The sequence below is a fragment of the Leifsonia stereocauli genome, assembly GCF_038432415.1.
GTDB classification, from domain to species: Bacteria; Actinomycetota; Actinomycetes; order Actinomycetales; family Microbacteriaceae; genus Orlajensenia; species Orlajensenia stereocauli.
Genome location: NZ_JBCAUN010000002.1, coordinates 316,691 through 334,412, shown reverse-complemented (window position 1 = coordinate 334,412; position 17,722 = coordinate 316,691). Strand labels below are relative to the sequence as shown.

Annotated in this window: 16 protein-coding genes; 9 read left to right on the top strand and 7 right to left on the bottom strand. The window is 67.9% G+C overall.

Going from position 1 to position 17,722, the window contains the following annotated elements; translation table 11 throughout:
• Positions 1-16 precede the first annotated feature (16 nt).
• Complete coding sequence (locus AADV74_RS10485; RefSeq protein ID WP_342113775.1) at positions 17-1,030, bottom strand: LacI family DNA-binding transcriptional regulator; 1,014 nt, start codon at positions 1,028-1,030, stop codon at positions 17-19.
• Between the two features lie 205 nt (positions 1,031-1,235).
• Here AADV74_RS10485 and AADV74_RS10480 point away from each other — a divergent pair, with 205 nt between their 5' ends.
• From AADV74_RS10480 to AADV74_RS10455, 6 genes are all read left to right on the top strand, one after another.
• Positions 1,236-2,543 carry an ABC transporter substrate-binding protein gene (locus tag AADV74_RS10480; protein ID WP_342113773.1) on the top strand — a complete coding sequence of 436 codons (1,308 nt, stop codon included), beginning with the start codon at positions 1,236-1,238 and terminating at the stop codon, positions 2,541-2,543.
• Positions 2,536-3,513, top strand: a complete 978-nt coding sequence (locus AADV74_RS10475; RefSeq protein WP_342113772.1) for a carbohydrate ABC transporter permease — start codon at positions 2,536-2,538, stop codon at positions 3,511-3,513. The genes AADV74_RS10480 and AADV74_RS10475 overlap by 8 nt, the downstream gene beginning before the upstream one ends.
• Complete coding sequence (locus AADV74_RS10470; protein ID WP_342113770.1) at positions 3,510-4,406, top strand: carbohydrate ABC transporter permease; 897 nt, start codon at positions 3,510-3,512, stop codon at positions 4,404-4,406. The genes AADV74_RS10475 and AADV74_RS10470 overlap by 4 nt, the downstream gene beginning before the upstream one ends.
• Positions 4,403-5,431, top strand: a complete 1,029-nt coding sequence (locus tag AADV74_RS10465) for a glycoside hydrolase family 43 protein (protein ID WP_342113769.1) — start codon at positions 4,403-4,405, stop codon at positions 5,429-5,431. The genes AADV74_RS10470 and AADV74_RS10465 overlap by 4 nt, the downstream gene beginning before the upstream one ends.
• Before the next feature lie 57 nt (positions 5,432-5,488).
• Positions 5,489-6,361 (top strand): carbohydrate kinase family protein, encoded by an 873-nt coding sequence (locus AADV74_RS10460; RefSeq protein WP_342113767.1) that lies wholly within the window; start codon positions 5,489-5,491, stop codon positions 6,359-6,361.
• Positions 6,362-6,500: 139 nt separating this feature from the next.
• Positions 6,501-7,058 carry an NADPH-dependent FMN reductase gene (locus AADV74_RS10455; protein WP_342113765.1) on the top strand — a complete coding sequence of 186 codons (558 nt, stop codon included), beginning with the start codon at positions 6,501-6,503 and terminating at the stop codon, positions 7,056-7,058.
• A gap of 54 nt (positions 7,059-7,112) precedes the next feature.
• Here AADV74_RS10455 and AADV74_RS10450 read toward each other — a convergent pair whose 3' ends face one another.
• The 5 genes from AADV74_RS10450 to AADV74_RS10430 all read right to left on the bottom strand — a co-directional run bounded on the left by AADV74_RS10450 (position 7,113) and on the right by AADV74_RS10430 (position 12,952).
• On the bottom strand, positions 7,113-8,756 hold the full coding sequence (locus tag AADV74_RS10450; RefSeq protein ID WP_342113763.1) for a molybdopterin-dependent oxidoreductase: 1,644 nt from the start codon (positions 8,754-8,756) through the stop codon (positions 7,113-7,115).
• 236 nt (positions 8,757-8,992) lie between these two features.
• Positions 8,993-10,012, bottom strand: coding sequence for a PHP domain-containing protein (locus tag AADV74_RS10445; protein ID WP_342113761.1), 1,020 nt, complete (start codon positions 10,010-10,012; stop codon positions 8,993-8,995).
• A gap of 206 nt (positions 10,013-10,218) precedes the next feature.
• Positions 10,219-10,629, bottom strand: coding sequence for an arsenate reductase ArsC (locus tag AADV74_RS10440; protein WP_342113760.1), 411 nt, complete (start codon positions 10,627-10,629; stop codon positions 10,219-10,221).
• A gap of 89 nt (positions 10,630-10,718) precedes the next feature.
• Positions 10,719-11,612: a metalloregulator ArsR/SmtB family transcription factor gene (locus tag AADV74_RS10435; protein ID WP_342113759.1), complete on the bottom strand. Its 894-nt coding sequence runs from the start codon at positions 11,610-11,612 to the stop codon at positions 10,719-10,721.
• A 26-nt stretch (positions 11,613-11,638) separates the two neighbouring features.
• Positions 11,639-12,952, bottom strand: coding sequence for an FAD-dependent oxidoreductase (locus AADV74_RS10430; protein WP_342113756.1), 1,314 nt, complete (start codon positions 12,950-12,952; stop codon positions 11,639-11,641).
• A 95-nt stretch (positions 12,953-13,047) separates the two neighbouring features.
• Here AADV74_RS10430 and AADV74_RS10425 point away from each other — a divergent pair, with 95 nt between their 5' ends.
• From AADV74_RS10425 to AADV74_RS10415, 3 genes are all read left to right on the top strand, one after another.
• The gene (locus tag AADV74_RS10425; RefSeq protein WP_342113754.1) at positions 13,048-13,398 is read left to right on the top strand and encodes an ArsR/SmtB family transcription factor; all 351 of its coding nucleotides are present in this window, start codon (positions 13,048-13,050) and stop codon (positions 13,396-13,398) included.
• Positions 13,395-14,120, top strand: coding sequence for an MIP/aquaporin family protein (locus AADV74_RS10420; protein ID WP_342113752.1), 726 nt, complete (start codon positions 13,395-13,397; stop codon positions 14,118-14,120). The genes AADV74_RS10425 and AADV74_RS10420 overlap by 4 nt, the downstream gene beginning before the upstream one ends.
• Before the next feature lie 79 nt (positions 14,121-14,199).
• Entirely contained in the window at positions 14,200-15,066 is an 867-nt protein-coding gene (locus AADV74_RS10415) for a J domain-containing protein (RefSeq protein WP_342113750.1), read from the top strand.
• Here the strand turns inward: AADV74_RS10415 and AADV74_RS10410 are convergent.
• Positions 15,063-17,717: a phosphoenolpyruvate carboxylase gene (locus tag AADV74_RS10410; protein ID WP_425287287.1), complete on the bottom strand. Its 2,655-nt coding sequence runs from the start codon at positions 17,715-17,717 to the stop codon at positions 15,063-15,065. The genes AADV74_RS10415 and AADV74_RS10410 overlap by 4 nt on opposite strands.
• Positions 17,718-17,722 lie beyond the last annotated feature (5 nt).

Sequence of the window (17,722 nt, the reverse complement as noted above, 5' to 3'; positions counted from 1 at the left end):
CCAATCCCCAACCGGGTCACGACACGGCAGGAGCGCTCTCCCTGAACACGAGGTCGTAGCCGACGAGCTCGTGACGCCCGACACCCGCGAAACCGCCCATGCGCTCGACGAGCAGGCTCACCGCCCGCTCGGCCAGTGCCTCGAGGTCGGGAGCGACTGTCGTGATGCTCGGGAACGTGACCGCGCTCATCTGGATGTTGTCCCAGCCCGTGATCGCGACGTCCTCGGGAACGCGCAGCTGCCGCTCGCGCAACGCGCGCAGGGCCCCGATCGCCGCGAGGTCATCGCGACAGACCAATCCGTCGACGCGCAGCCCCGCATCCAGCGCCTCGCCGACCCCGGCGACTGCGCCGGCAGCCGAGATCGATTCGCTGGCGACCAGCAGTGCGGGGTCGGCGACGAGGCCCGACGACTCCAGTGCGTGCTGGTATCCCATGATGCGTTGAGCGGACGTGGCCGACAGTCCGGACCGCTCGTGGCCCACGAAGCCGATGCGGCGCCGCCCGAGCTTCACGAGGTGCAATGTCGCGTCCCTCGCGGCAGCGACGTTGTCGATCATGACCCTGTCCATGCTGAGGGGGGCCGCCCCCTCCCCCAACGTGACCATCGGGATATCGGTGCGGTGCCGGGCGATCTCGGTCGACGACATCACGCTCGGCTGGAAGATCACGCCGTCGACCATCCCCGCCTCGGAGCTCGCCACGACGGCCCGTTCGCCCTCCAGGGTTGCGTCGGTCTCCTCGAGCAGCACGCGGTAGCCGTGGCGGGCGGCCACACTGGACACCACCCTCGCGAGCTCGGCGAAGTACGGAATGCTGACCGCTGCGAACGCCAGGGCGATGAGGCCGGTCTTCCCCGTGGCCAGGCGGCGGCCCATCATGTTGGGGCGATAGCCGAGCTCGTCGATGGCCGCCTGCACCTTCTGGCGCGTCTTACTGCTCACGTGCTCGTAGTCGTGCACCACATTGGAGACGGTCTTCATCGAGACACCGGCCAGGTCGGCGACATCCTGCAAGCGGATTCCAGCCATCGATTTCCCTCCGGAGCGACCCGCATCCGGCGATCGCCGCGGTCTGGCACGACTCTATCGCCCGACGCACCCACGTCGATCGAAGAAACGCAAGCGCCTTGACATCAAACTTCTAGCGCTGTAAATTTCCCGATGTCGACAGGCGCTTCCGCGTCGGTGACCCGTTCGGCCACAGCCGGGCAGATACTCAAAGGAGAGCAATCGCATGAACAAGCCATGGGCACGGCGCGCGATCGGAGCGGGCATCGCGCTCGCGATCGGCGTCGCACTGACCGGCTGCGGATCGTCGGGCGGCGGGAGCACCTCCGTCTCGGGCGACGGAGAATACACCGGTCCCAAGGTCGACATCTCGTTCTGGAACGGATGGACCGGCGGCGCGGCCCCGGTCCTGGTTCCCAAGCTGATCGAGAAGTTCAACGCCGAGCACGACAACATCGTGGTCAAGAACGTGCCGCAGGAATGGGCGGACATCACCTCGAAGATGCCGCTGGCCATCAAGGCAGGCAAGGGACCTGATGTCGCCGTACTGCACGGAGACGACCTCGCCACCTACGCAGCCCAGAAGCTGCTCCTGCAGAGCGACGACATCGTCGCGAGCCTCGGCTACACGGCCGAGGACTTCCCCAAGGGAGTCTTCGACAAGGGCAACTACAAGGACGCCCAGTATGCCGTGCCGTGGAGCGTGACGCCGCTGGGTCTCTACGTGAACAAGGACGTGGCGGCCAAGGGTGGCGTCACCGAGATCCCCACCGACAAGGCCTCGTACACGGCAGCACTGGAGGCCCTCAAGGGTGCCGGAGTCCAGGGTGAATGGGTGGACGGATACGTGTTCACGGGAACCTTCGAGTTCCAGTCCCTGGTCTGGCAGTTCGGCGGCGAGCTCTACAACGAGGATGTCACCGAGGCGACCTTCAACTCCGAGGCCGGCGTCGAGGCTCTCACCTGGATGACCGACCTCGTCGCCGACGGGTACAGCCCCGCCAACGTCGCCCAGGACGGCAACATCAAGGGACTGCTCGCCGGGCAGACCGCCTACAACTGGAACGGCGTCTGGCAGACCACGAACTCCGCGTTCGAGGGACTGAACTGGGAGGCCGCCCCCGTTCCGCAGATCGGAACGGAGAAGGCCGTGTGGTCGAGTTCCACCCACTGGGTCTTCCCGGCCAACAAGGGCCAGGACGAGAACAAGACCGCGGCGGCTGCCACGTTCGTGAAGTGGATGAACGACAACTCCGCCGGATGGGCGGAGACGGGCGAGCTCCCCGCAGACAACACCGTGCGGGATGACCCGGCCCTGCTTGAGAAGTACCCGAACCTGAAGCCGTTCATGGACCAGCTCGACTACGCCCACTACGAGACCGTCGCCCCCGGCATCTCCGAGGCGAACGCCGAGATCACGACGGCCTTGAACAACGCCCTCACGGGCAAGAAGACTCCGAAGGAGGCTCTGGACGACGGCGCCGACAAGGTGAACCAGATCTTGAAGCAGAACCAGGCGAAGTACGGTGAGTAACCTCATCACCACTGCGGCGGTCGCCCCTCAGCGCGAAGGCGCTGGGGGGCCGGCCCCCGTGCGGGCGAACGGCCGCCCGGCCGCCCGCCGCCGCAAGACGCTCATCGCCTATCTCTTCCTGGCGCCCTTCCTGATCCTGTTCATCGCCTTCGTCGCGGCTCCCGCAGTGTTCGGTCTCTGGATGAGCCTCACCGACTGGAGCCCGTTCCGCGACGTTCAGCACTTCGTGGGGCTGCAGAACTACATCGACCTGTTCGGAGCCGCAGGGTCGGACTTCTGGCGTTCCATGGGCGCCACCGCCATCTTCGTCGTCGGCAGCGTGCCCCTCCTGATCATCGTTCCGCTGCTGGTGGCGATCCTGCTCAACCAGCGCATCCGCGGGTCCGCGACGTTCCGCACCATCTTCTTCGCGCCCTACGTGCTGGGTGTCGCCGTGATCGGCCTCGTCTGGGGATACATCCTCGACACGCAGTCCGGCATCCTCAACCACCTGCTGGGACTGATCGGACTTCCCGACAACCTCCCCTGGACGGTGGACGTCCCCTGGGCCTGGTACTCCCTCATCGGCGTCACCGTGTGGTGGACGATGGGACTGAACACGATCATCTTCCTCGCGGGCCTCAAGGGCATCAACACCGACCTCTACGAGGCCGCGTCCATCGACGGCGCCGGCGCATATCGGAAGTTCGTCAGCGTGACAATGCCGGGACTGCGCCCGGTGATGCTCTTCATCTTCACCACCACGATCCTCGCGTCGGCCAACATGTTCGGGCAGTCCTACCTGCTCACCAAGGGTGGACCGGGCAACGCCACCCGCACGGCCATCATGTACATCGCCGATCAGGGTCTGTCGCAGAACAACATGGCTCCGGCAGCGGCCATGAGCTACGTGCTCTTCGCCTTCCTCGCCATCATCAGCATCATCAACTTCCGGATTCAGCGCGAGCGGACCGAGGAGGGCGTCTCATGACGACAACCACCATCGACCGCACCGATGCAGCCACCCCTCAGCGGCGCCCGACGCCGAAGCGACCCGGTTCCGGCCGCAGGGCGACGGCCCAGGTCGTCTTGTACATCGTGCTCATCCTCCTGGCGCTGGCCATCGTGCTGCCGCTGGTGTGGATGCTCATCACCTCGTTCAAGACCGACGCGGATGCCGTGCGCAACCCGTACACGCTGCCGAGCCCGATCTCGCTCGACGCGTACACGACGCTGGCCAGCGGACAGCAGCCGATCTTCCTCTGGCTCTGGAACAGCTTCCTGGCGGCCACCATCCAGACGGTCCTGATCCTCGTGACGGCCTCCATGGGCGCCTATGCGCTGGCGCGACTCGACTTCGCCGGCAAGAAGGTCGTCTTCGGCGTGATCATCGCCACGCTCCTGGTTCCACCGGTGGTCTTCCTGATCCCCAACTACCTCATCGTGCAGAACCTGGGCTGGCTCGACACCGTGCTGGCCATCACCGTGCCGGGCGCGGCGGGAGCGTTCGGGATCTTCTTCCTCAGGCAGTTCTTCGTAGGCCTGCCCGTGGAGATCGAAGAGGCAGCTCGCATCGACGGAGCCGGTGACTTCCGCATCTTCTTCCAGGTGGTGCTGCCGTTGGCCCGCCCTGCTCTGGCGACGCTGGCCGTGCTGTCGTTCCTGAACAACTGGAACGACTTCCTGTGGCCGGTCTACGTCCTGCTCTCGCCCGAGAACATGACACTGCAGCCGGGCCTCTCGATGCTGCAGGGGGCCTACTCGACGCACTTCGCCATCGTCATGGCCGGCGCCGTGATCGCCTCGGTTCCCGTGCTCATCCTCTTCGGCATCGCACAGAAGCAGATCGTGGAGTCCGTCGCCGGCGCGGCCGTGAAGGGATGAGACGGCACGGAGCGGGCGGCGGCCTCACCGCCCGCTCGAAGCTCGTCGCCGTCGCCGTCGCGGGCTGTGTCGCGATGGGACTCGGCGGCTGCGCGGCATCCGACTCCCCGACGGCACCGGATGCAGCATCCGACGCCACGACCGACGACGCATCGTCGAGCTCCTTCGTGATCGACCAGGACTTCCCCGACCCCGACGTACTCACGACCGACGACGGCTACATCGCCTTCGCCACGAACTCGCCCGGGCTCAACCTGCAGTGGGCGACGTCCACCGACCTCGCGAGCTGGACCGTGTCGACGGATGACGCCCTCCCCGTGCTGCCGTCATGGGCGAGCGCCGGACGCACGTGGGCGCCCGACGTGTCAGCAGCGCCGGGGGGCGGCTATCTCCTGTACTTCACCGCTGAGCACACGGCGACGGGCAAGCAGTGCATCGGCGTGGCCACGAGCGAGGCTCCGACCGGGCCGTACACGCCTCAGGGCACGGAGCCGATCATCTGCCCCTTCGACGACGGCGGAGCCATCGATGCGAGCACATTCACGGATGTCGACGGCTCGCCCTACCTCGTGTGGAAGAACGACGGCAACTGCTGCGGGCTCGACACCTGGCTCCAGTTGTCGACGCTCTCGGCCGACGGGCTCGCCGTCGAGGGTGATCCGGTGCGCCTGATGAAGCAGACGGAGGCCTGGGAGGGAGACCTCGTCGAGGCCCCGACGCTGGTGCGACACGGTGACGCCTACGTGCTGCTGTACTCGGCGAACGACTACGGCGGCGACGACTATGCCATGGGCGTCGCCACGGCTCCGACCATCGCCGGTCCGTACACCAAGCAGCCCGAACCCCTCCTGACGACGGCGTCGAGCAACGACGCCTTCCGCGGGCCCGGTGGCCAGGACATCATCGTCGATGACGACGGCGACACCCTCGTGTTCCACTCGTGGGACGAGAACTACATCTACCGCGGAATGAACACGGCCCCGATCGAGTGGGACGGCGACGTCCCGCGCATCGTGCTCCCCTGAACCGACCGCCCCGCTACTCTCGATATGGCCGGTCGGCGGCCGACATCGGGAGGCAGCATGGTCGAGCACGTCTTCATCTCAGGACCGGCGTCCTGGAACCGCCTGGTCTACCTCGACCACCTGCCCGAGCCCGTTCCGCACATGCAGTTCGCCATCGAGGAGTACGAGACCCTGGGCGGCACCTCGGCCGGCAAGGCGCTCGGGCTCGTCGGGCTCGGCCGCGACGTGGTGCTGCACACCCTCCTCGGCACCGACCCCGACGGCGAGCGCGTGCGTCGTGTGCTCACCGAGAGCGGCATCCGTCTGCTCGCCCCCGAAGCCGACGCCACCGAGCGCCATGTCAACCTCATGACCCGCGCCGGCGAACGCGTCTCGCTCTACCTGTCGTCGCCCACCTCGCCCGGTGCGTCCACCGACGACGAACTGACGACGGCGATGACGGATGCGGCAGCCCTCGTGCTCGACCTCTCGGTGCGCAGCCGCGACCTGCTTCCGGCGGCCAGCGCCACCGGCGTTCCGATCTGGACCGACCTGCACGACTACGACGGCGAGAGCGAGTTCCACCGCCCGTTCCTCGAGGCCGCCGACGCCGTCTTCCTCAATGCCGATCGCCTCCCGGGCGACCCGTGGGATTTCCTCGAGGCGACGGTCATCGCGGGGGCGAGCCTCGCTGTCTGCACTCTGGGAGCGCGAGGCGCGATCGCGGTGTCCGCATCCGGCCAGGGGATCCAGCGCCACGAGGTCGCCGCCGTTCCCGTGGTCGTGCGCGACACGAACGGAGCGGGCGACGCATTCATGTCGGCCGTGCTCGACGCCAGCCTCACCGGAGCCGACGTCGATGCCGCCCTTCGCGCCGGAGCCGCCCACGCCGCCACGGTGCTCACGACGAAGCACCTGCACCCGTCTCTTGATTCCCTGCTCGGAGCTTGACACCGGTGCCCCAGCCGAATCGCCGTGACCCTTGCCGCCGACGAGTCCGACCTGCGGCGACCCGGCCGCGCGGTGATCACCGTGGGGGATGAACGGTGGGCAGGGGCATAGTGTCGAGGCATCCGTTCGAGGGGGATCCATGACCAGACTGATGATCATCGTCGGCAGCGTGCGACCGGGTCGTGTGGGGCTGCCGATCGCCGAATGGGTGCGCGATCAGGCGATCGAGCACGGCGGCTTCGACGTCGACTTCGTCGACCTGCTCGAGCTCGGCCTGCCCTTCATGGACGAACCGAACCACCCGCGGTTGCGGCAGTACACGAAGCAGCACACGATCGCGTGGAGTGAGCGGGTCGACGCAGCGGATGCCTTCCTCCTCGTCACACCGGAGTACAACTACAGCTCCTCCCCGGCACTCAAAAACGCGATCGACTTCCTCAACCAGGAGTGGTGGAGGAAGCCCGTCGGGTTCGTGAGCTACGGCGGGGTGTCGTCAGGCACCCGTGGTGTAGTCGCCCTGCTTCCGGTGCTGGCGAGCCTCGGCATGATCCGTGTCGGCGCGAACGTCGAGCTGACCTTCGGCGGCAGGCAGGTCGTCGACGGCGTGTTCGTCGCGCAGGAGAAGGAGTCGGCGATCATCCGCAAGGAGCTCGATGAGTTGCAGACGCTGGCCGAGGGCCTGGCGCCGCTGCGCTGAGATCCTTTTCGTCATCACTGTCACCTCTTCGCGGCATCTGTCTCGGAGCTCGACCTAGTTCACCCTGATCAGGGTCTTCTGCAGGCCGCTCGAACCATCGGGGGCGATGGGTGCGCGCTTCTCGGCCTGCTGCTTGCCGTTCTTGTCGGTCGCCCGCACCGTGACGTAGTGCGTGCCGGGGGTGGCCTCCCAGTCGACGTACCACTGCACCCAGGTGTCGACGTTGACCGGCACCGAGAGAGTGGCCTTCTGCCAGTCGTTGTCGTCGATCTTCACGTCGACCTGCTCGATGCCCACGGTCTGCGCCCAGGCGACGCCGGCGACCTTGATCGGACCGGCATCGATGGCCTTGTCGAGACGAGGGGTGTCGATGCGCGACGAGAACTTGATCGGAGCCTTCGCGCTGTACCCACGCGGGGTCCAGTAGGCCTCGTCCTTCGCGAAGGTGGTGACCTTGAGTTCGGTCAGCCACTTGGTCGCCGAGACGTAGCCGTAGAGGCCCGGGACGACCATCCGCACGGGGAAGCCGTGCTCGAGCGGGAGCGGCTCGCCGTTCATGCCCACCGCGAGGATCGCGTCGAGGTTCGGGTCGGTGAGCGAGGCGAGCGGTGTGCTGGCCGTGAATCCGTCGATGCTGCGCGAGAGCACCATGTCGGCGCCCGACTTCGGTGCCGCCTTCTTCAGCACATCGCGCACGGGGATGCCCAGCCACTTCGCCGTGCCGAGCAGGTCGCCGCCGACCTCGTTCGAGACGCAGGTGAGCGTGATCGAGTACTCGTTGAGGCCCATGGCCACGAGGTCGTCGAAGCTCAGCTCGATCTTCTCGCCCACCATGCCGTCGATCGTGAGGCGCCACGCGTCCGGATCGATGCTCGGTACCGTGAGCGCAGTGTCGACGCGGTAGAAGTCCGCGTTGCCGGTGTACAGCGGCGAGATGCCGGGGATGTCGAGGTCGGCGCCATCCGGGATCATCACCTTCTCCTGGGCGGCGGGCAGCTTGAGCGCGTTGCGCACGGCGTCGATGGACCCCGTCGTCACGTTCACCACGCGGGCGCCGACGCCCACGATGGCCGCGCCGGCTGCCGTGATGCCGAGCAGGCGGAAGAAGCTGCGGCGGTCGAGCGGGCCCTTCTGGGCGGCGGTCGTCGGGGTTGCGGACGCTGCTCCGGATGCCGGGGGGCTGGTGTCCGCGGTATCCGTCACCGAAACCGCATCGCGGCGCGACGCCACCACGTCGTCGCGCCACGAGCGGAGCCTGGTGATGAGCAGCCAGAGGATGACGGAGCCCACGATGGTGCCGACGACCGGCGGCAGCCAGGCAAGGGCCGTGGCGCCGGCGCGCGTCACGATGGCCGCCGTCGAGAGCACGCCGGCGAGGCCGAGCGCGATGACGCCGAGCGGCGGACGCAGGAACTGCAGCACACCGGCGACGGCGGCGGCGACGGCCACCCCGAAGGCGAGGCCGAGCAACAGGAAGAGCTTGTCGTTGGCGCCGAAGGTCTCGATGGCGAATTCCTTGGCCCAGCGCGGGACGATGTCGATCACGAACGATCCGACGGCCAGGATGGGGCTGCCCTCACGGGCGAAGATGAGCGCGATCAACTCGGCCGAGGCCAGGAAGGCCGCAGCGCTCACGAGTCCGGCGAGCGCGCTCCAGGCCCAGAAACGCTTCCGGGGGTGGCGCTTGTCGTTCGCCATGTCGCTCTCCGCATCCACTCGTCGCGGGAGATGGATCACCCGCTAGTGAGTGTTCGGAGCGGGAGGGCGAACGGATCCCACCCGCTCACTGAGGGCCGAGCGCAGGAGGCCACCCGCTCGCTGAGGGCCGAGCGCAGCGACCGCTCGAAGCGAACCAGGTACACGCGGACCCCACCCGCTTCGACCGCGGACTCCGTCCGGGCCTCAGCGAACGGCTCTCTCGCCGAGTGCCTCTGTCAGCGATCGGTGGGCCGCGCCCACTCCAGCAGCTTCTCAACCGGCCAGGTGTTCACCACGCGCTCCGCCGGAACCCCGGCCTTCTCCGCCCGCGCTGCCCCCAGGTCGAGCAGCCCGAGTTGTCCTGGAGCATGGGCGTCGCTGTCGATGCTGAACAGGCAGCCGATCTCCAGCGCCAGGGCGATCAGCTCATCGGGCGGATCCTGCCGCTCGGGCCGCGAGTTGATCTCCACCGCGACCGAGTTCTCCGCGCACGCCTCGAACACGCGGCGGGCGTCGAACTCGGACTGCGGCCGGGTTCCGCGCGAGCCCTGCACGAGGCGCCCGGTGCAGTGGCCGAGCACGTTCGTGCGCGGGTTCGTGACGCCGCCCAGCATCCGTCTCGTCATGGTGGCGGCATCCGCCCGCAGCTTCGAATGCACCGAGGCGACGACGACGTCGAGCTGGCCGAGCATCTCGGGGGTCTGGTCGAGGGTTCCGTCGACGAGGATGTCGACCTCGATCCCGGTGAGCAGACGGATGCCGCTGCCGTGCACGTCGAGCGCCTCGATGGTCTCGAGCTGCTCGCCGAGCCGCTCGGCCGTGAGCCCTCTGGCCACCTTGAGATTCGGCGAGTGGTCGCTGATCACGAGGTACTCGTGCCCGAGCGCCTCGGCAGCGCGGGCCATCGTCTCGATGCTCGTCGTACCGTCGGACCACTCGGTGTGGCTGTGCAGGTCGCCGCGCAGCTTGGTTCGGAGCGACCCGGCCGGCGCATCCGTCGCCGCATCGCGCTCGCGCAGGTCGGCGAGGTAGTCGGGCACCCGGCCGTCGGCCGCCTGCTCGATGACGGCGTAGGTCGTCGCGCCGATGCCGGGCGTGCGCTTCAGCCGACCGTCGGCCACCTGCGCCGCGACCTCGGCAGCGCCCAGCGGCTCGATGATGCCGGCGGCCTTGCGGAACGCCTTCGACTTGTAGCGCGAGGCGAGCTCTCGCTCGAGCCTGAACGCGATCTCCTCGAGGGCTTCGACGGGGTCCATCCCGCCATCCTCGCCGTCGCAGGGGTCGGAGCGCTACGGGGTTGCGGCGCGCGGCGCCCCTGTGGGCTGCCCCGCCCGCGCACAACTCAGACTGGATCCACACCGCACCGGCGTTTCATCGCACCAGAGCGGCGCGTCGCCCCATCCAGCCTGAAATGTGCGGCGAAGATCCAGCGACGTGTGCTGGGGTCAGGCACGATGTCGGCCTAGACGGTCGCGGGGAGGATCTCGGCGAGGAGGCCTTGGATGCGTGCCTTGATGTCGTCGCGGATGGGACGCACGGCCTCGATGCCCTGGCCGGCCGGGTCGTCCAGCTTCCAGTCCTCGTAGCGCTTGCCGGGGAAGATCGGGCAGGCGTCGCCGCAGCCCATGGTGATGACGACGTCGGAATCTCGCACGGCTTCGGTGGTGAGGATCTTCGGCACGTTGTTCGCGATGTCGATGCCCTCTTCGGCCATCGCCTCGATGGCGATCGGGTTGATCTGGTCCTTCGGCTCGGAGCCGGCGGAGAGGACTTCGACGCGGCCTTCGGAGAGGGCGGTCATGTAGCCGGCGGCCATCTGGGAGCGGCCGGCATTGTGAACGCAGACGAAGAGGACGGAGGGCTTGTCGGCCATGGTGAACTCGCTTTCAGTCGGTCCCTAAAGCATAGACGCATATCTATGGGATAAGTGCCCGGGAAAGGGGAGTTCACGATCCGTTCAGATCACAGCGTCGTCAGGAGCTCCCGGACGTGTACTTCGATCTCGTCGCGGATGCGGCGGACCTGGGGCAGCGGGAGTCCGGCCGGATCGTCGAGTTCCCAGTCGAGGTAGCGCCTGCCGGGATAGATCGGACAGGCATCGCCGCAGCCCATGGTGATGACGACGTCCGCAGCACGGACGACTTCGTCGGTGAGCGGTTTCGGGTACTCGCCATCGAGCGAGACGCCGATCTCATCCAGCGCTGTCGTGACGACCGAGCGAACCACGGCAGCCGGTTCCGAGCCGGCAGTGCGAACCGAGACCTTGTCGCCGGCGAGGTGCCGCAGGATCGCGGACGCGATCTGCGATCGTCCGGCGTTCTGCACGCACACGAACAGGACCTCAGGGATCTCACCAACCGGTCGAGCCTGCGCTCTGGCCAACGCAGAGAGGCGATCGGCAGTGAACTTCGACGTGAGGGACGTGAGGTAGCGGGTGATGTTCGCCCGCTCGGCGAGCAGAGCGTAGCTCTCATGGACGTAGCGCTCTACCGTCTCAGCGCCGAACGTTCCCGCGAACCGCTGCGCGAGGTCGGCGCTGATGCGTCCGAGTACATCAGCATCCAAGTGAGACTCGGCTGGCGTGCGGAGCGCTTCGGACACCTCGTCGACGCGATCAGGATCCACCGAATACCAGACTTGCCGACCGACCGGATTCCGCTGGAGGATGCCGTCATCCGTCAACGCCTTCGCGTGGTGAGAAAGGGTGGGCTGCGAAAGATCCAGTTGCTCGGCAAGCTTCGTCACAGTGGCTCGCCCATCCTCGCTGTTCAGGATCAGCGTGATGATCTTGGCCCGCGTCGGATCCGCCAACAGCCGAAGCGCTGCGGTGGGTGCCGACGCCTGGACATCACTCATAGACCGAAGTCTATGCGATCGCGCATTCAGGAGCAGCAGGAAGACCCGGAGGCGTCATCGGTCGAGCACACGCCGGTGGCAGGCAGGACCAGCTCGACGTTGCTCGCCGCGGCCAGGTCGTCATCCAACCAGGCCGTGATCGAACGCACCTGTTCGTAGCCCGTCGCGAGCAGGAACGTGGGGGCTCGGCCGTAACTCTTCATCCCGGCGATGAAGAAGTCGGGTTCCGGTTGCCTGAGTTCGGCGAAACCGTGGGGTGCGACGGTGCCGCAGCTGTGCAGGTTCGGGTCGATCAGTGGCGCGAGACGGCGTGGAGCCTCGACGATGTCATCGAGCTCCAGCCGGATCTCTCGAAGCATGTCGAGGTTCGGGCGGAATCCCGTCGCGTTGACGACGACGTCGGCATGGATCGCCTCGATGACGCCGGCTCGACTCCCGACGATGTCCACTGCGGCGCCGGATGCCTCGAGGCGGACGATCTCGAACCGGTCGATGCGCTCGATCGCGCCGGAGGCGACGAGCCGCTCGACACGCTGACCCAGAGAGGCTCGACCTGGCAGCTCATCATCAGCCGAACCGGACACCCTCACTGCAGAGCTGTTGCGGATGAGCCAGGACACGGTGGTCCCCGACTCCTCACGGGCGAGCTTCGCCAGATCGATGAGGGTGTTGGCTGCGGAGTGGCCGGCGCCGACGACGACGGTGTGCTTGCCGGCGAACCGTGCTCGTTCAGTTCCGAGCACGTCGGGCAGGGCGTGGCTGACGTGGTCTGAGACCTCTGCGTAGCCGAGCGGGATGAGACCGTTCGAGCCGAGGCTGTTCGGGTTCTCGTAGGTGCCGGAGGCGTCGATGACGGCCCGCACTGTCACCTCAGACAACTCGGCACCCTCGCGCAGACGAAGGACGAACGGGGTCGTCGCGCGCCCGGTCGATCGAGTGCGGTCCATACCCTCGCGAGACACCGATTCGACCGAGACCGAGGTGCGGGTGCGGGAGGCGATCGGTTCGAGGGCTGCCAGCGGTGCGAGATAGTCGTCGATGATGCCGGCCGCGTATGGCGCGACGCCGACCGGAGGCTCCTGCCAACCGGTGGCTGCGAGCAGTCGCCTGGCAGCAGGATCGATCAGGTGCTCCCACGGCGAGAACAGCCGGATGTGTCGCCAGGACCGCATGCTGGACGCGATCGAATCCCCCCGCTCGTAGATGACGAAATCAACGCCTCGTTCAACGAGGTTGGCCGCTGCCGCCAGGCCGATGGGCCCGGCCCCGATGATCGCCACGGGCAGCCCGTCCAGCCTGGAGGAACGGCGAACTGTCGGGGTGAGATCGATCAGGGTCATGACTTCTCCGAGAGTGAAATGTGTATCGATGAATCTCGATATACCGAGTATGGATCCCTATATCGATGAATGTCAATATCCAGTAGGCTGTGGATGTGTCGACACCCACTCTGTTACCGATCACCGACGCTGCTGCATGTTGTGCGCCCCTGACACGGGAGACATTGACCGCCCGTAAGGCCGACGACCTCGCCCGGTCGCTCAAGGCCCTCGCCGACCCCACGCGGCTGCGCCTGATCTCGATCGTGGCGGCATCCGAGGGCGCAGAGGCCTGCGCCTGCGACCTGACCGAGCCTGTGGGACTCAGCCAGCCGACGGTGTCCCACCACTTGAAGGTCCTCGTCGATGCCGGCTTCCTGAGTCGAACGCAGCGTGGCACGTGGGCGTACTTCAAGCTCGTCCCCGGCTCTCTCGACGCCGTCTCCCGCCTCTTGACCAGCGCGTGACGACGGAGGCCGGGCGGCACGTGCGCCCCGTCTTCGGTGAATTCCTGGGCAGCGCACTCCTCACCGCCCTCGTTGTGGGATCCGGGATCGCAGCGAGCACCCTCTCTCCGGACGACGTCGGGCTGCAGCTCCTCGAGAACGCATTCGCGACGGCGCTGGGACTCTTCGCGTTGATCCTGATCTTCGGGCCGGTGAGCGGAGCGCATTTCAACCCTGCTGTCTCCCTCGCCGACTCACTGCTCGGAGATCGGCCGTGGCGTGACGTCGGGTTCTACGTGCCGGCGCAGATTCTCGGGTGCATCACCGGCGCCGTGCTGGCCAACGCCATGTTCGGTGTGCCGACTGGTCTGAGCACGACCGACCGCCTCACGGGGCCCCATTTCCTCGCCGAGATCGTGGCGACGGCCGGGTTGATCCTCGTCATCTTCAGCCTCGCGCGGACCGGTCGCTCCGAGTGGGCACCGGCCGCCGTCGGCACCTACATCGGTGCCGCCTACTTCTTCACGAGCTCGGCGAGTTTCGCGAACCCCGCCATCACCATCGGTCGCATGTTCAGCGATACGTTCGCCGGTATCGCCCCATCGTCGACGCCGGGATACATCCTCGCGCAACTGATCGGCACAGGGCTCGGACTCGCAGCGGTGGCCTCTCTCCATCCGCATCCGCGCAGAGCGAGGCGAGAGGCACCCGTCACCGCATCGGTCCGACACGTCGAGCACTGACTCGAGGCCATCCACCCTGCCGTTCGAGGTGCCGGATGCCGCAGACTGGAGTCGTTCCGGGCGAAGGGAGCGTGGACGAATGGCGAGCACGCAGTACCACGGCGCCATGACTCCCGAGCGGGCGGCGGCGATCCTGGGCGTCTCCCCCACTGCGACCCCGACCGAGATCCGAGCGGCGTACAACGCGCGAGCCCGCCTCGCTCATCCCGACCGCTTCGCCGGTGGCACACCGAAGCAGCAGACGGATGCCGCGGCCCACTTCATCCGCCTGACCGAGGCCTACGAGGTGCTCAGGCTCTACGGATACGGCGGAGGTGGGCCCGGGCCTGCGGCATCCGGAACCTCGTCGGCCACCCGCCCACCGCACGTCGACGACAACCCAGCGCCCCGCACGTCGGGAACCTCCCACCGTGCGCCGGCCTCAGGCGACTACGCAGCGCCCGGTGCAGGCGACGACGGAATCTGGATGACGCGGCCCGACCACGCCATGCGGGAGGCCACGCGGCGGCAGCGGGCAGTCGTGCGGGGTGTCGTGATCGTCGTCGCGGCGCTGGTGGCACTGCTGTTCTCCAGCAACGCCGTGGGCCTCTCCCCCGGCAGCTTCCGCATTCCTCCGCACTCGGACTGGTACCTGCCCGTGATGCTCGTGGCCGAGCTCGTCTGCCTGCTGGCCGTGGCGTCATGCGCGGGCTATGCCGCAACAGGCGTTCCCTGGCTCGGCAGCGTGGGGGTGGCACTGGCGGGAGCGGTGGTGCTCGCGTTCATAGCCTCGGCGATCATCTCCGCGCCGTTCACGTTCAGCACCCTCGTGTTCACGTCGTTCGCGGCATTCGTCACCGCGAGCCCGTTCCTCGCGCTCGTGCTCATCGGCCGGTCGCGTCAGGAGGCACGGGCGCACCCGGCCCGAACCACCGGAGGCACCGGCCACCCCGCCTCCGGCTCCTAGCCGGTGTTCTGCAGGCCGGCGGCGACGCCATTGACCGTGAAGAGCAGCAGCCGCAGCGGTTCGGCTGCGGCATCCGACCCCTCCGCCGATCGCAGGGCACGCAACGCCCGCAGCTGGAGCAGGGAGAGCGCGTCGACGTATGGGCTGCGCAGGCGCACGGCGCGCTGCAGCACCGGGCGGCGCTCCAGCAGCTCGCCGTTTCCACTCGTGCGCAGCACCCACTCGCGGGTGAGAGCCATCTCGTCGAGCACGAGGTCGCGCAGGTCGTCACGGGAGCCCAGTGCGAGATAGCGCTCGGCGAGGCGCACATCCGTCTTCGCCAATGACATCTCGACGTTGTCGATCATCGCGGCGAACAGCGGCCAGCGTGCATAGGCGGCCCGCAGCTCGTCGATGTCGCCCACGGCCTTCAGCGCTGTGCCGAGACCGAACCAGCCGGTGAGGTTGATACGCGCCTGGGTCCACGAGAACACCCACGGAATGGCCCGCAGGTCTTCGAGCGACTCCACCGAGAGTCCGCGGCGGGCCGGACGCGAGCCGAGGGCCAGCAGCCCGATCTCCTCCATGGGGGTGACCTGCGCGAACCACGGCGCGAAGCCGTCGGCCTTCACCAGCTCGAAGAAGCGTGCGCGCGAGGTCTCGTCGAGGCGGCCGGCGAGCGAGCGGAACTCCGCCGCAGCCACCCTGTTGGCCTCCTCGTTCGCCGGGGCAGATGCCAGGAGCGCGGCAGCGGCCATCTGCTCGATGTGACGCTCGGCGATGGACTGGTCTCCGTACTGCGCGAAGATCACCTCGCCCTGCTCGGTGAGCTTGAAGCGTCCGTCGACCGATCCGGGAGGCTGGGCCATCACGGCCTCGTTGGCCGGTCCGCCTCCACGGCCGAGGGCTCCACCGCGCCCGTGGAACAGGGTGAGGACGATGTCGTTCTCGGCGGCCCAGTTCGAGATGCGGGCCTGCGCCGTGTCGAGCGCCAGGGCTGCCGCCACGGGCCCGACGTCTTTCGATGAGTCGGAGTAGCCGAGCATCACCTCGACCTTGCGACCCGTCGCGGCGAGGCGGGCCTGCACGGCCGGAAGCTCGAGCATTCCGTTCAGGATGTCGACCGAGGCCTCGAGGTCGGCGAAGGTCTCGAACAGCGGCACGGCGTCGAGCACCGGGGCGTCGGCCCCGAGGGCGGCATCCGCCAGCTCGTAGACCGTGGCGAGGTCCTGTGCACTCTGGGTGAACGAGACGATGTAGCGGCGCGAGGCGTTCACGCCGTAGGTGTCCTGCAGCTTCTTGATCGTGCGGAAGACGGCGAGCACCTCCTGGCTCATGTCGCCCAGCTCGCCGCCGGCGCGCACCTCGGCGAGAGTCTCGCGGTGCACCTTGGAGTGCTGGCGCACCTCGAGCTCCGCGAGGTGGAACCCGAAGGTCTGCACCTGCCACACCAGCGCCTGCAGCTCTCCGTAGGCGCTGCGGCGAGCGCCGCCGGCACTCAGCGAGCTCTGGATGACGCGCAGCTCGGCGATCAGTTCCTCGGGTCCGCTGTAGGCGAGAGCCTTGTCGCCCGTGCGCGTCGCGGCGATGCGCGACGCCACGACGAGCAGCACGCGGCGATGCGGCTCGTGCGGCGCTCGCGTTCCGATCTGCGATGCCACGGCACCGGCCAGTTCGCTCTGGCGCTCCCACAACGCCTTCAGATCGGCCGATGCCGGGGTGTCGCTGGAGTCGATCGTCAACGTTCGACCGATGCGGGTCGCCGCCCGTTCCAGCCCGAACAGCACGTGCTCGGATGCGATGCGGGCGGCCTCGAGGGTGGTGTCGGCGGTGACGAACGGGTTGCCGTCACGGTCGCCGCCGATCCAGGTTCCGAGGCGCATGAACGCGGGTGCGGCAGCGGGCGCGACCCCGGCGGCATCGGGCTGAAGAGCGTCGTCGAGCATGCGGTAGACCCGAGGGACGACCTCGAACAGCGTCTGGTCGAAGATGCTCATCGCCGTGCGCACCTCGTCGAGCGGCGTTGGACGCGTCGTGCGGATCGGCGAGGTGCGCCACAGGGTGTCGATCTCCTCGAGCATGCGGCGGTGCACCTCGATGGCCGCCGAGCTGTCGGGGCGCACCACGTCGTGGCGGTCGAGCTGCTCCGAGATGCGTCGAATCGCGGATGCCACGGCCCGGCGCCGCGCCTCGGTCGGGTGGGCGGTCAGCACGGGGTGGAAGCGCAGTCCCTGCAGGCGAGCAGCAGCCTCGTCTGCGCCGACCTCGTCGACGAGGCGGGCGAGGGCTCCGGGGAGGGTGTCACTGGCGGCATCCGTCTTCGACGTGTCACGCGAACGCAGCACGCGCACGCGGTGGTGCTCCTCGGCGAGGTTGACGAGGTGGAAGTAGACGGTGAACGCCCGCGCGACCTGCTCGGCGCGGGTGGGCGTGAACGACTCGACGAGCTCCTCCGCCGCCTCGATGGAGACGCGCCCGTCGCCCTCGTAGGCCTCGATCGCGAGACCGCGCAGGCTCTCCACGTCGTGCAGCAGTTCCGGCCCGCCGGCCTCGGTGAGGATGCGGCCGAGCAGGCTGCCGAGGAGGCTCACGTCGGAGCGCAGAGCGTCGGCAACACCGCCTCGCACCACGTCGCGGCCGGGTTCTTCCAGGGGCGTCGAGATGAAGGTCACCCGCC

Excerpts from the sequence above, each read along its gene's own strand:
- AADV74_RS10485 (WP_342113775.1), bottom strand. The coding sequence starts at position 1,030 with ATGGCTGGAATCCGCTTGCAGGATGTCGCCGACCTGGCCGGTGTCTCG.
- AADV74_RS10465 (WP_342113769.1), top strand. The coding sequence starts at position 4,403 with ATGAGACGGCACGGAGCGGGCGGCGGCCTCACCGCCCGCTCGAAGCTC.
- AADV74_RS10455 (WP_342113765.1), top strand. The coding sequence starts at position 6,501 with ATGACCAGACTGATGATCATCGTCGGCAGCGTGCGACCGGGTCGTGTG.
- AADV74_RS10450 (WP_342113763.1), bottom strand. The coding sequence starts at position 8,756 with ATGGCGAACGACAAGCGCCACCCCCGGAAGCGTTTCTGGGCCTGGAGC.
- AADV74_RS10445 (WP_342113761.1), bottom strand. The coding sequence starts at position 10,012 with ATGGACCCCGTCGAAGCCCTCGAGGAGATCGCGTTCAGGCTCGAGCGA.
- AADV74_RS10440 (WP_342113760.1), bottom strand. The coding sequence starts at position 10,629 with ATGGCCGACAAGCCCTCCGTCCTCTTCGTCTGCGTTCACAATGCCGGC.
- AADV74_RS10470 (WP_342113770.1), top strand. The coding sequence starts at position 3,510 with ATGACGACAACCACCATCGACCGCACCGATGCAGCCACCCCTCAGCGG.
- AADV74_RS10460 (WP_342113767.1), top strand. The coding sequence starts at position 5,489 with ATGGTCGAGCACGTCTTCATCTCAGGACCGGCGTCCTGGAACCGCCTG.
- AADV74_RS10430 (WP_342113756.1), bottom strand. The coding sequence starts at position 12,952 with ATGACCCTGATCGATCTCACCCCGACAGTTCGCCGTTCCTCCAGGCTG.
- AADV74_RS10435 (WP_342113759.1), bottom strand. The coding sequence starts at position 11,612 with ATGAGTGATGTCCAGGCGTCGGCACCCACCGCAGCGCTTCGGCTGTTG.
- AADV74_RS10480 (WP_342113773.1), top strand. The coding sequence starts at position 1,236 with ATGAACAAGCCATGGGCACGGCGCGCGATCGGAGCGGGCATCGCGCTC.
- AADV74_RS10415 (WP_342113750.1), top strand. The coding sequence starts at position 14,200 with ATGGCGAGCACGCAGTACCACGGCGCCATGACTCCCGAGCGGGCGGCG.